Here is a 12,737-nt window from a genome sequence, read left to right as displayed (position 1 = left end):
AAGACGAAGTCACCGGAGAGCAGATAGCCGGGGGTATCGGCAAAGGCGCCGTCGGTGATCAGGAAGGAGAGGTGCTCGGGGGTGTGCCCCGGGGTGTGGAGGGCCTGGATGCTGATGTTGCCGAGGGTGATCTTCTCGCCGTCGAACAGCCGCTCGCCGTCGAACGCGTATTGCCAGTCCGGCCCGCCCTCGCCGGAGACGTAGACGGCGGCGCCGGTCGCGGCGGCGAGTTCACGGGTCCCGGAGAGGAAGTCCGCGTGGATGTGGGTCTCGGTGACGGCCACAATCTTCATGCCGTTCTTCTCGGCCAGGCCCTGGTACACGGCGATGTCGCGGCGGGGGTCAACAACCACCGCTACACCCTTGGCCTGGCAGCCGATCAGGTAGCTGGCCTGGGCCAGATCTTCGTCGTAAATGCGTTCCAGAAGCATGTGCTCTCCTTCGTCAGGCGGTGGGGGACTGCCCCGTCGACTACTACCAACAATAATACCCCAGGGGGTATCCTGCAAGGTGTCTATAACTGGTGTTTCCGGTCAAGCCCGCGGCTGTGCTGCCGCCGCCCGGACGCTCGCCATATCCATGCTCTTGACGCCCTCAATGACCTGCTCGAGGCCCGCGGCGTTGAGCGCCCCGGGCTGCGAGAAGACCAGCGTCTTGTCGCGGAAAGCCATCAGCGTGGGGATCGAGGTGATTCCTGCGGCAACCGCCAGAGCCTGTTCGGCCTCGGTGTCCACCTTGGCGAAGATCACGTCCGGATGCTTCAGTGAGGCCGCTTCATAGGTGGGGGCGAACATGCGGCAGGGGCCGCACCAGCCTGCCCAGAAGTCGACAAAGACGATGTCATTGGTTTCCAGCGTTTCGGCCAGGGTCTTTTCGGTGATATCGATGGTTGCCATGTCTAACTTTCCGTTCTTCCGGGTGTTGGGTGTACTGGCGGACTGCCGCTCAGGGTGGGTCAGGTGGTCGGCAGGCCCGCGCGGGTCCACGCGATCATGCCGCCGTCCATGGTGTCTGCCGTGAAGCCGGCGGCGTTGAGGGCATCCGCCACACGGGCGCTGCGGTTGCCGCTGCGGCAGATGGCGATCACGGGGACCTTGGCGTCAAGCTCGGACAGGCGGGCCTGCAGCTCGCCCATGGGGATGTGGACTGCGCCGGGGATCATTCCTTCGGCGATTTCGGAGTCCTCGCGGACGTCCAGGACCTGCGCCCGGTTCCGGCGCTGGTCCGCTTCGGTGATGCTGATTTCTGCCATGGTGGTGCCTTTCGTTTCAGGGATCGCGGCGGTGAGGCCAGCGGACCGGCCCGAGCAGACATGGTGCGGTGGCCGGGACGCCCCGGGTCAATTTAGACCGGCGTGGGCTGGGTGTCGCGGTGGCGGGTGGTGCGGTTGGACTTGCGCAGCGGGCAGGATTTACTGAAGAACCAGCAGGCTGCGGCCGCGACGAGCGTGGCTCCGGCGACGCCCAGGGCAATAGGTCCGCGCAGATCCACCGGGGCCTGCTGGATGAGGACGAAGGTGCCCATGGCCAGCACGAACCAGCCGAAGCCCTTGCGCAGTGCCGCCTCGGGAATTCGACCTGCGAGCCTGGACCCGATCAGGCTGCCCACGATGGCGGCCGCGGTAACGGCCAGCGTGATGCCCCAGTCCAGCTCCACAGTGGTGAGGTAACCGGCCAGGCCGGCGAAGGACTTCATGGCGATCACTACCAGCGACGTTCCGACGGCGATTGCCATCGGCAGGCCGCCGAGCAACGCCAGGGCCGGGACGACAAGGAATCCGCCGCCGGCGCCGACCAGGCCGGTCACCAGGCCAACGACGAGGCCGTCCAGCAAAACGCGGAACAGCGGCAGTTCGGTGTGCTGGGGAGTCCCGGTGCCCGCGTCGGCCTTTTTCTTCCGCCCGCGAATCATGGCGATGGAGGTGGCAACCATCATCAGGGCAAATGCGATGAGAAGGATTTGGCCGGGGATATGCCCGCCCAGCAGGCCGCCCACGAATGCGCCGGCCATGCCGGCGGCGCCGAACAGCAGCCCGGTGCGCCACATGACGCGTCCGGCGCGCGCGTGGCTGAAGACGCTGACGGCAGAGGTCACGCCAACAACGAACAGGGACGCGGCGATGGCTTCCTTGGCGTCGAATCCGGCCACATAGACCAGGATCGGCACGGTCAGAATGGATCCGCCGCCGCCGAGCACGCCGAGCGACAGTCCGATGAGTACCGACAGGGCGAGAACGAGGATCAGGGTGCCGGTCATGAGGCCTTCGCCGCCGGGCCCGCGGTATCCGCGACGGGAAACTGCAGGATGGCGGACTCGCGGGTCGGCTCCCGGGCGGCCTTGTTCCAGGGCATGGCCGAGATTGCCTGGCCCATGGCACAGGTGTTGGTAGCGGCCGAGAAGGTCAGGCCCGCACCGATGGCGCCGGCGAGGAGCCGGATCTTGGGAGAGACGAACTTACCTCCGGCGAGGCCCAGAACCACGAGGGAGCCGGCGGCGAGCCTGACCTGGCGTTCGAGGTCCCAGCGGGCCTTGCCGCGGATCACGTCTCCGCCTGCCTCGGCGAACCCGGGGGCGCCTCCTGTCAGGACATAGGCGGTGCCGATACCCGCACCTCCCAGGCGCTGCCGTGCCTGCTCGGCACGCGCTCCCGACTGGCAGACGAGCACGACGCGGCTACCCAGGCGGGCGGCCAGTTCGTCAGCGTGCTCAGAGAGCAGCGGAAGCGGGACGTTATAGGAGCCGCGGATGTGCATGTTGTCAAACTCGGCGGCGGAGCGGACATCAAGAACGATGAGATCCTGGTGTTCCTGGAACCAGCTGCGCAGCGTTTCGGGAGCCAGGGAGGTGACTGCGGGTCCGGCGGGAGAAGCCGGGGCGGCCGAAGCGGAAAGGGATGTCATGGGTGTCCTTTCGAGACAAGTCACGCGAGAGCTGAATACCTCACCGAGTATTACAGATACCCCCAGGGGTAGTCAAAAATACCCATAGGGGTATACGCTTGGCGTAGAACCACCTAGCTTTGGAGCCGTCCATGGAACTTGATTCAGCAGAACTCGCCCCCGCCATCAACCGGCTTAGGCGCGCTCAGGGGCAGCTGGGAGCCGTAATCCGGATGCTCGAGGAGGGCGGCGACTGCAAGGACACCGTCACGCAGTTGGCCGCCGTCTCGAAAGCGCTCGATCGGGCAGGATTCGCGATAATTGCGAGCGGGCTTGAGCAGTGCATTGTCCGGAAGGACTCAGGTATGAGTACGAAGGACCTGGAAAAGCTCTTCCTCTCGCTCGCCTAGGACGTCAACGCGGCCAGCGTCCTGGACGCCATGGCCTATGGCCTGGCATTTGTGCCGCAGGTCGCTGCGCTGCCCAGGTTGCGGCCCAGCCAGTGACATTAAGCCAGTGACATTAAGTCGACTCGTGGCGGCATGGTTCGATACTGTCGTGCACATGTCCACAAATCACGCAGAAGACAAGTCCGCCAAGGCCGACCGGGAACAGCTCGCCGCCGTGCGGGTCGCCGTTGACGAGGTGGACGAACAGATCGTGTCGCTGATCGGCCGCCGCGAGCGCCTGATCCGGATCGCCGGAACCCTCAAGGCGGATAGCGCCGAGGTGCGGGCCCCCGGCCGCGTGGAGCGGGTGATCGAACACGTCCGCGCCACCGCGGAGCAGAAGGACATCGACGTCGACCTCGTCGAGAAGACCTACCGGGCCATGATCGATGCGTTCATCACCCTCGAGCTGGGAGTCTACAAAGCCAGCTCCTAAGGCTGGAACAGGTCCGCGCAGGAGTCAGAGGGCTTCATCCACCGGCACGTTTGCCTGGTAGTCCCGGCCATCACAGTCGCTGAAGGCCGTCATGAGGTGTCCCTTGGGGAGGCCAAGCACCGTGCTCAGGGGAAAGTTGCCGGTAATGGTGTTGCCGGAGTGCTCCACTCCCTTGAGGTCGAAGTTCTCCTCCGTTCCGTCGTGGCTGAAGCAGTAGAAGGAGACGGCCTCGCCGTTCATGAACTCGATCCCCATCCGGCGCTGGTGGGAATGGTCCGCAGTGGCGGACACCAGCCCCACCACATAGGCGCCCTGGCCGGGGATATTTCCGTCTATATCGAAATTCGCCACCAGGGACGTGTCCTTGGCAGCGATGCTGACGTGCTTGAGAAGTGCGTTATGGGAGCTCATGGCTCAATCCTGCTACCTGCGCCTGCGTCCGTCCACCCCTGATCTAGGTTTTGTCCCGGCACCGTCGTAGACTGGTGTTGTTCGAAGATATGTTCGAATAACCTGCTTGGTTTACTTGTTTGCTTTTTACAGATGGTGTGGTCCGGGAGGCACTATGGGCATGTTCAGCGAGTCGGTCGACGTCGTCTGCACCCCCGCCGGAACGCCCCTCAGGCTTGACTGGGCAGGCCGCCGCTACACGGTCTGTGCTGATCCGGTCCGCTGGTATGAGCGGCGCCAGTGGTGGGCAGAGGAACCGAGGGCCCCGCTGGGAAGCGGCCCCGGACTGGTGGATCACGAGATCTGGCGGGTCCAGGTGCGTCCGGCCGGGTTACCCAAGGCCGGGCCGCCCGCGACCGGGTCACCCGCGGAGGATTTCCTCACCCTTGACCTGACCCGGCATGTTGGCAGCGGGCGCTGGCGGCTGCTGCGGATCCACGATGCCCTGCGTCCCTTCCGGGAGTCCGAATCAGCATGAGCTTCACCCATCTCCACGTCTCCACCGCTTTCAGCGCCCATTACGGGGTCTCCTGGCCGGAGGAACTCGCCGGCGCCGCCGCGGCCGACGGCGCCACGGCGCTCGCCTGCACGGACCGTGACGGCCTCTACGGAACCATCAAGCATTTGAAGGCGTGCATGGCCGCGGGACTGGACCCGATCGTCGGGGTGGACCTTGCGGTCTTTGACGACGACGGCGACCTCCGCACCCAGGTGGGCGGACGCGTCGTCGTCCTGGCCCACGGACACAACAACGGCGCCGGGTACCGGGCGCTCTGCCGGCTGATCTCCGATGCCCATGCCCGCACCACCGGCAAGGCGCAGGGAGCGGTCCCCGTGGCCGTCACCCGGGCGGAACTGGCCTCCCGCACCCTGCACCCGGAGACCCTGCAGCCGGTACTGACCGTGCTGATCGGTCCGGACTCCGACGTCGGACGCGCCATGGGCGGGCGCCGCTACCTGCGCCCCCGCACCCTGTTCAAGCGCTGGCTGGACGCGATGCCGCCGGGGACCCTCGCCGCCGAGGTGGTGTCGCAGCTCAGCCCGCCCGGGGAGCCGCTGAGCACGGCCCACGCGGTCCGCATGCTCAAATTGGCCGCGGAGCACGCCGTGCCCGCCGTGCTGAGCAACGCCGTGCGGTACGTCGCCGAGGACGGTGCGGCCACCGCGGACGTGCTGGACTCCGCCCGGACACTGAAGTCCCTGCCCGAACTGTCCGCTGCCCCGCTGCTCCAGCCCAACGGACAGGGCTGGCTCAAGTCAGCGGCGCAGATGCTGCAGCTGGGCAAGGAGATCATGCACACCGCCGGATACGGCGCCGCGGACCTTAAACGGCTGATGGCCCAGACCGAGGCGCTCGCGGACCGCTGCCGGATGGACCCGGTGCGCGACATGGGCTGGAAACAGCCGGTGGTCCCCGAGGCCTCGGTGATCGGAATCGCCGGGGATGCCCTGGCGGAGCTCACCCAGCGCTGCGAGGCCGGAATCGGCCGCCGGTTCCCCGGGATCACCGGGAAGCCCGCCGGGGAACTCCGCTCCCGGCTGGAGCACGAGTTGCGGATCATCGACAGCCTGGGCTTTGCCGCGTACTTCCTGACCGTCGCCGAGGTCTCGCGGATGATCCTGGCCATGGGCGTCCGCGCCGCGGCCCGCGGCTCGGGCGCCTCCAGCCTGGTCAACTACCTGATTGAGGTCAGCGCGGTGAACCCGCTCCAGCACGACCTCATCTTCGAACGTTTCCTCTCCCGGGACCGCGCCACCCTGCCGGATATCGACATCGATGTCGAAAGCGCCGAACGGCACAACGTCTACCGGAAGATCTTTGAGCGCTTCGGCTCGGAACGCGTCACGCTGATGAGCATGCAAAACGGCTACCGCGCCCGCGGTGCGGTGCGCGACGCCGGGCTTGCCCTGGGCATGGAGGAGGGCGAAATCGGGGACATCGCCAAGCAGTTGTGGCGGTTCTCGGCCCGGAACTTCCGCGAGGCCCTGGTGGAGAAACCCGAGCTGAAGGAGTTCGCCGGCCGGGTGGAACAGCGTGGTTTCTCCGAAAACCAGCAGCTGGATCTGCTGGTGGACCTCACTGAACGGCTGGACCGGCTGCCGCGGCACATCTCCATGCACCCGTGCGGGGTCATCCTGGGGGACGCCACCCTGCTGGACCGGACCCCCGTGCAGCCCAGCGGCCTGGGCCTGCCGATGAGCCAGTTCGACAAGCACGACATGGACCCCATGGGCATGCTCAAACTCGATGTCCTGGGCGTCCGGATGCAAAGCGCCATGGCCTTCGCCGTCAGGGAAGTCATCCGGTTGCATCCCTCCAAGGCCGAGGTGGTGTCAGCAGGCGCGCACCCGTCAGGACCGGACGGCACCGGACCGGACTACATCTCCGCGGACGGGCGCATCGATCTTAACGCCGTACCGCTCGACGACGAACCCACCTATGAGCTAATCCGCAGCACCCACACCCTGGGCTGTTTCCAGATTGAATCACCCGGCCAGCGCGAACTGATCGGCAAACTGGCGCCCCGGGAGTTCAACGACCTCATTATTGACATCTCGCTGTTCCGCCCGGGGCCGATGAAATCGGACATGGTCCGGCCGTTTTTGGAACACCGGCACGGGTTCGCCCCCGAGGTGTATCCGCACCCGGACCTCAAGCCGGTCCTCGAGGAGACCCACGGCGTCACGGTGTTCCACGAGCAGATCCTGAAGACCTTCAACGTTATGACCGGCTGCGGTCTGGCCCGCGCCGATGAGTTCCGCCGCGCCCTCGGTAACGACGTGCTGGAAGGCAGGGTGGAGGAATTCTTCCGGCAGGAGGCCCGGGCCCGGGAGTACAGCCCCGAGGTGGTGGATAAAGTCTGGGGCACGCTCAAGGCCTTCGGCAGCTTCGGTTTCTGCAAGGCCCACGGGGCTGCCTTTGCCGTGCCCACGTACCAGTCCGCCTGGCTCAAGACCCATCACCCGGAGGCGTTCCTCGCCGGGCTGTGGGAACACGATCCGGGGATGTACCCCAAGCGGCTCCTCGTGGCAGAGGCGCGGCGGCTGGGGATCCCCATCCTGCCCCTGGACATCAACCTGAGCCGGGCCGAGTACCGGGTGGAGCCGGTCGCCGGCGGCCCGGAGCGCGGGAAGCTGGGCATCCGGCTGAGCCTGAACGGCATCTTCGGACTCTCCGGCGCTGAACTCAAACGGATGGTGGCGGGCCAGCCTTACGACTCGCTGGCGGACCTGCGCGCCCGCTCCCGGCTGAGCAAACCGAGCATCAAGCGGCTGGCCCAGCTGGGCGCCTTCGACTCCCTGCACCGGGCCGCCGGCGGAACCGCCAACCGGGCGGATCTGGTCCAGCACCTCCAGACCCTGCAGAGCCGCCCCCACCGGAAGGGTCTGGAGGTCATTGAGGGTCAGCTGTCCCTGCCGCTGGGGGATATTGAGCTGAAGAACCTCAAGGCCGTGCTGCCCGCGCCGACTTTGGTGGAGACCGTCCGGGCCGAACTGGACCTGATGGCCATGGACGTCAGCGAACACCTGATGTCCAGCCACGGGCCGCTGCTGGACAGGCTGGGGGTCACCACCGCGGACAAGCTGCTGGGGCTGCGCAACGGCACGGAGGTCCTGGTGGCCGGTGTCCGGGTGGCCACCCAGACCCCGCCCATGCGCGGCGGACGGCGGGTGGTGTTCATCAGCATCGACGACGGTACAGGCTGCGTGGATTCGGTCTTCTTCCACGAGGCCCAGGAACTGGCCGGACAGTTGCTGTTCGGCACCCGGCTGCTGCTGATCCGGGGGACCACCCGCCGGACCGGTCCCCGCGGCATCAGCATCAGCGCGAGCATGGCCTGGGACCTGAGCCGCACAGACACCCTGCCGTTCCCGGTCCCGGCGGCCGGGATCCCGGAGCAGCGGGAACCGGAGCCGCCCGGTGCGTTGGACGGGATCAGGCGAAACCTCGCCATTACCGGGTTTGGAGGCTGAGCGGCGCGTTGGTTGGCCTCTGCAGAAACCGATAGCATGGACGAGGCTGGCTGTGGTCCCCGTACGCCACAAGCTACGAAGCCCTTAACCTTGAATAGGAGACACCCGTGTCAGATGCCCAGCAGATCACCCTTCTCGTCGATGGCGAAGAGACCAAGGTGACTACCGGGACCACCGGCGCGGACCTCTTCTTTGAGCGCCGCGACGTCGTAGTGGCCCGCGTCAACGGCGCTCTGCTGGACCTGGACCAGCCGCTTCCCGAGGATGCCACGATCGAGGCCGTCACCATCGACTCCCCGGACGGACTGAACGTCCTGCGCCACTCCACAGCCCACGTCATGGCCCAGGCCGTGCAGCAACTGCGCCCCGATGCCAGGCTGGGAATCGGCCCGTACATCACCGACGGCTTCTACTTCGACTTCGACGTCGAGGAGCCGTTCACCCCGGAAGATTTGAAGACCCTGGAAAAGATGATGCAGAAGATCATCAACCAGAACCAGAAGTTCGTCCGCCGGGTGGTCAGCGAAGATGAGGCCCGCGAGGCGATGAAGGACGAGCCCTACAAGCTCGAACTGATCGGCCTCAAGGGTGCAGGGTCGGACGCCGACGGCTCCGCCGTCGAGGTGGGCGGCGGCGAGCTGAGCATCTACGACAACGTCGAGCGCAAGGAGGGCACCACCGTCTGGTGTGACCTCTGCCGCGGCCCGCACCTGCCCAACACCAAGCTGATCTCCAACGCCTTCGCCCTGACCCGGTCCTCCGCGGCGTACTGGCGCGGCAGCGAAAAGAACAAGCAACTGCAGCGCATCTACGGCACCGCCTGGCCAACCAAGGACGCCCTCAAGGCCTACCAGGAGCGGATCGCCGAGGCCGAGCGCCGCGACCACCGCAAGCTGGGGGTGGAACTGGACCTGTTCTCCTTCCCTGACGAGCTGGGCTCCGGCCTTCCGGTGTTCCATCCCAAGGGCGGCATTATCCGCAAGGCGATGGAGGACTATTCCCGCCAGCGCCATGTCGAGGCCGGCTACGACTTCGTCTACACCCCGCACATCACCAAAGGCCACCTCTACGAGGTCTCCGGCCACCTGGACTGGTACCGCGACGGCATGTTCCCGCCGATGCATATCGACGCGGAACTCAACGAGGACGGCACCGTCCGCAAGCCCGGCCAGGACTACTACCTGAAGCCGATGAACTGCCCCATGCACAACCTGATCTTCCGCTCCCGCGGCCGGTCCTACCGGGAGCTGCCGCTGCGGCTGTTCGAGTTCGGTTCCGTCTACCGCTACGAGAAGTCCGGCGTGGTGCACGGCCTCACCCGCGTCCGGGGCATGACCCAGGATGACGCGCACATCTACTGCACCCGCGATCAGATGAAGGATGAGCTCACCAAGACGCTGAACTTCGTCCTCGCCCTGCTCAAGGACTACGGCCTGAACGACTTCTACCTGGAGCTCTCCACCAAGGACCCGGAAAAGTCGGTGGGCCCGGACGAGATCTGGGCGGAGGCCACCCGGACCCTGGCCGAGGTCGCCGAGGAATCCGGCCTGGACCTGGTCCCGGATCCGGGCGGCGCCGCGTTCTACGGCCCCAAGATCTCCGTCCAGGCCCGTGATGCGATTGGCCGGACCTGGCAGATGTCCACGATCCAGCTGGACTTCAACCTGCCGGAACGCTTCGAACTGGAGTACCAGGCGGCCGACGGCACCCGCCAGCGGCCGGTCATGATTCACCGTGCGCTGTTCGGCTCGATCGAACGCTTTATGGGTGTCCTGACCGAGCACTACGCCGGCGCGTTCCCGGCCTGGCTCGCCCCCGTCCAGGTGGTCGGCATTCCGGTCGCCGAGACGTTCAACGACTACATGTTCGACGTCGTCGGCCAGCTTAAGGCTGCCGGCATCCGGGCCGAGGTCGATATTTCTTCGGACCGCTTCCCGAAGAAGATCCGCACGGCCAGCAAGGACAAGGTCCCGTTCGTGCTGATCGCCGGGGGAGACGACGCCGACGCCGGTGCCGTGTCGTTCCGCTTCCGCGACGGCAGCCAGGACAACGGCGTGCCAGTGGCCGAGGCCGTCCAGCGGATCGTGGACGCCGTCCGCGACCGGACCAGCTAGGGGACGGGCGTGCAGGAGAGACCGGCGGCCGGTCCGGAATATCCGGGCGACGACGGCGTGACGGACGACTTTGGCCTGGCCGGGGTGCCGGACGCGTTCCAGCGCCTGTGGACCCCGCACCGGATGGCGTATATCAAGGGCGGGCAGCACCAGTTCAAGAACCCGGACGACTGCCCGTTCTGTGTCGCGCCCGATCGTGAGGATGCGGATTCGCTCATCGTGTACCGGGGGCGGACCTGCTACGTGGTGCTGAACCTGTTCCCGTACAACCCCGGCCACCTGCTGGTCTGCCCGTACCGGCACATCCCCGACTACACGGACCTGACCGTGGCGGAAACGGCGGAATTTGCCGGGCTGACCCAGACCGCCATGCGTGTGCTGCGCAAGGTCGCTAATCCAAGCGGTTTCAATCTGGGCATGAACCAGGGCGTGACCGGCGGGGCCGGCATCGCCGGCCACCTGCACCAGCATGTGGTACCGCGCTGGGGTGGGGACGGCAACTTTTTCCCGATCATCGCCCAGACCAAGGCCATCACCCAGACCCTGGCCGAGGTCCGCCAGCAGGTCTCCGAGGCTTGGCCCGGCGAAACGTCTTCCCGGGAAGAACCAGCCAGGGGGACGGATGCTGAATAGGCACGCGCGCGGATTCTTCACCGCGCTGTTCTCCCCGCTGGCCCGCTGGCTGCTGCGGATCGGTGTCTCCCCGGACGCCGTGACCATTGTGGGCACGCTCGGCGTGGTGGTGGGCGCCCTGGTGTTCTACCCGCTGGGCCAGCTCTGGTGGGGCACGCTGTTCATCACTGCCTTCATCTTCTCCGATGTCATCGACGGCATTATGGCGAGGATGCAGGAGAGCGGCGGACGCTGGGGGAACTTCCTGGACTCCACCCTGGACCGGGTCGCCGACGGCGCACTGTTCGCCGGCGTCGCGGTCTGGTTCTTCACCGGAGGCGCGAATACCGCCATCGCGATTGCCGCCGTCGTCTGCCTAGTCCTGGGGATGGTGGTGTCCTACGCCCGGGCCAAGGCCGAGGCGCTGGGTTTCCATGCCAACGTGGGCGTTGCCGAACGCGCCGAACGACTCGTTTCCGTGCTGGTGGTCACCGGCTTCACCGGCCTGGGCCTGCCGGTGATGGTGCTCTTCGTGACACTGTGCCTCCTGGCCGCGGCAAGCCTGGTGACCGTGGTGCAGCGGATCGTTGCCGTGCACCGCCAGTGGCTCGCTGAAACCGAAGGTACCGCCACCGAACCGGCCGTCTAAGCGCCCGGGTCCGGCGTGCCCCGACGGCCGTAACCGGAGTTCAGCGGCGTCGCGGCGGGGTACTAGTATTAGCTCTACCGGCCAATGGATCCGGTAATCCGGGGTGTGCGTAGCTGTACTGGTGTGCCGTCCGCGCCCCGGCGAGGTCATCTATCTACCCATAGGGGTTTTTGTGTCTACACCTGATGTAAGCAGCGAAGCCGGCGCGTCCGCCCAGAGCATCACGGGCAGCAACCGCGTCAAGCGCGGAATGGCGGAGATGCTCAAGGGCGGCGTCATCATGGACGTTGTCAACGTCGAGCAGGCCCTCATCGCCGAGGATGCCGGTGCCGTGGCAGTTATGGCGCTGGAGCGTGTTCCCGCCGACATCCGCGCCCAGGGCGGCGTCTCCCGGATGTCCGATCCTGACATGATCGAGGCGATCATCGCCGCCGTGTCCATCCCGGTCATGGCCAAGGTCAGGATCGGCCACTTCGTCGAGGCCCAGGTCATCCAGACTCTCGGCGTGGACTACATCGACGAGTCCGAGGTCCTGACCCCGGCCGATTACGCGAACCACATCGACAAATGGAACTTCACCATTCCCTTCGTCTGCGGTGCCACGAATCTCGGTGAGGCCCTGCGCCGGATCAACGAGGGCGCGGCCATGATCCGGTCCAAGGGTGAGGCCGGCACCGGCGACGTCTCCAACGCCACCACCCATATGCGCCAGATCCGCTCGGAGATCAAGAGGCTCGCCGGCATGGCAGAGGACGAGCTCTACGTCGCCGCCAAGGAACTGCAGGCCCCGTACGAACTGGTCAGGGAAGTGGCCGCCACCGGCAAGCTCCCCGTCGTGCTGTTCACCGCCGGCGGCATCGCCACCCCGGCCGACGCGGCCATGATGATGCAGCTCGGCGCCGACGGCGTGTTCGTCGGCTCCGGCATCTTCAAGTCCGGCAACCCGGCCCAGCGGGCCGCCGCCGTCGTGAAGGCCACCACCTTCTTCGACGACCCGGACGAGATCGCCAAGGCCTCCCGCGGCCTGGGCGAGGCCATGGTGGGCATCAACGTCGACGAGATCCCGGCCCCGCACCGTCTCGCCGAGCGCGGCTGGTAAAACGTCTTTCCTCCATCGACTGCTCCGTAACGGCCCTTATCAGGGGTCAAAACGGCGTTTACGGAGCAGTCGAT

General features: G+C 66.4%; 14 protein-coding genes. 8 read left to right on the top strand and 6 right to left on the bottom strand.

Going from position 1 to position 12,737, the window contains the following annotated elements:
* The 5 genes from RCH07_RS03920 to RCH07_RS03900 form a co-directional block, all read right to left on the bottom strand.
* Positions 1–431 (bottom strand): MBL fold metallo-hydrolase (locus RCH07_RS03920; RefSeq protein WP_326966162.1); only part of this gene is annotated, 431 nt, incomplete at its 3' end.
* A gap of 102 nt (positions 432–533) precedes the next feature.
* Entirely contained in the window at positions 534–896 is a 363-nt protein-coding gene (locus RCH07_RS03915; RefSeq protein WP_326966161.1) for a thioredoxin family protein, read from the bottom strand.
* A gap of 59 nt (positions 897–955) precedes the next feature.
* Positions 956–1,252: a rhodanese-like domain-containing protein gene (locus tag RCH07_RS03910; RefSeq protein ID WP_326966160.1), complete on the bottom strand. Its 297-nt coding sequence runs from the start codon at positions 1,250–1,252 to the stop codon at positions 956–958.
* Between the two features lie 92 nt (positions 1,253–1,344).
* A complete protein-coding gene (locus tag RCH07_RS03905; RefSeq protein WP_326966159.1) occupies positions 1,345–2,256 on the bottom strand; it encodes a sulfite exporter TauE/SafE family protein in 912 nt (303 codons plus the stop codon).
* Positions 2,253–2,900, bottom strand: coding sequence for a rhodanese-like domain-containing protein (locus tag RCH07_RS03900; RefSeq protein ID WP_326966158.1), 648 nt, complete (start codon positions 2,898–2,900; stop codon positions 2,253–2,255). Before RCH07_RS03900 ends, RCH07_RS03905 begins: the two co-directional genes overlap by 4 nt.
* 131 nt (positions 2,901–3,031) lie before the next feature.
* Here RCH07_RS03900 and RCH07_RS03895 point away from each other — a divergent pair, with 131 nt between their 5' ends.
* Positions 3,032–3,289 carry a metal-sensitive transcriptional regulator gene (locus tag RCH07_RS03895; RefSeq protein WP_326966157.1) on the top strand — a complete coding sequence of 86 codons (258 nt, stop codon included), beginning with the start codon at positions 3,032–3,034 and terminating at the stop codon, positions 3,287–3,289.
* Positions 3,290–3,443: 154 nt separating this feature from the next.
* Positions 3,444–3,764, top strand: a complete 321-nt coding sequence (locus tag RCH07_RS03890) for a chorismate mutase (protein WP_326966156.1) — start codon at positions 3,444–3,446, stop codon at positions 3,762–3,764.
* A gap of 24 nt (positions 3,765–3,788) precedes the next feature.
* On the opposite strand, the gene RCH07_RS03885 is transcribed toward RCH07_RS03890, so the two are convergent.
* Entirely contained in the window at positions 3,789–4,175 is a 387-nt protein-coding gene (locus tag RCH07_RS03885) for a hypothetical protein (RefSeq protein WP_326966155.1), read from the bottom strand.
* A 154-nt stretch (positions 4,176–4,329) separates the two neighbouring features.
* Between RCH07_RS03885 and RCH07_RS03880 the strand changes: the two genes are divergently transcribed.
* From RCH07_RS03880 to pdxS, 6 genes are all read left to right on the top strand, one after another.
* The gene (locus RCH07_RS03880) at positions 4,330–4,692 is read left to right on the top strand and encodes a DUF6504 family protein (protein WP_326966154.1); all 363 of its coding nucleotides are present in this window, start codon (positions 4,330–4,332) and stop codon (positions 4,690–4,692) included.
* Complete coding sequence (locus RCH07_RS03875) at positions 4,689–8,189, top strand: DNA polymerase III subunit alpha (RefSeq protein ID WP_326966153.1); 3,501 nt, start codon at positions 4,689–4,691, stop codon at positions 8,187–8,189. Before RCH07_RS03880 ends, RCH07_RS03875 begins: the two co-directional genes overlap by 4 nt.
* 107 nt (positions 8,190–8,296) lie before the next feature.
* Entirely contained in the window at positions 8,297–10,303 is a 2,007-nt protein-coding gene (gene thrS, locus RCH07_RS03870) for a threonine--tRNA ligase (protein ID WP_326966152.1), read from the top strand.
* A gap of 9 nt (positions 10,304–10,312) precedes the next feature.
* Positions 10,313–10,936, top strand: coding sequence for an HIT family protein (locus RCH07_RS03865; RefSeq protein ID WP_326966151.1), 624 nt, complete (start codon positions 10,313–10,315; stop codon positions 10,934–10,936).
* Complete coding sequence (pgsA, locus tag RCH07_RS03860) at positions 10,926–11,564, top strand: phosphatidylinositol phosphate synthase (RefSeq protein ID WP_326966150.1); 639 nt, start codon at positions 10,926–10,928, stop codon at positions 11,562–11,564. Before RCH07_RS03865 ends, pgsA begins: the two co-directional genes overlap by 11 nt.
* A 172-nt stretch (positions 11,565–11,736) precedes the next feature.
* Positions 11,737–12,663 (top strand): pyridoxal 5'-phosphate synthase lyase subunit PdxS, encoded by a 927-nt coding sequence (gene pdxS, locus RCH07_RS03855; RefSeq protein WP_326966149.1) that lies wholly within the window; start codon positions 11,737–11,739, stop codon positions 12,661–12,663.
* Positions 12,664–12,737 lie beyond the last annotated feature (74 nt).

The organism is Arthrobacter sp. CG_A4, from assembly GCF_035985125.1.
In the GTDB taxonomy this organism is placed as follows: domain Bacteria; phylum Actinomycetota; class Actinomycetes; order Actinomycetales; family Micrococcaceae; genus Arthrobacter.
Note: the sequence above shows the minus strand (reverse complement) of the source record. Positions and strands in the feature narration are given on the sequence as shown.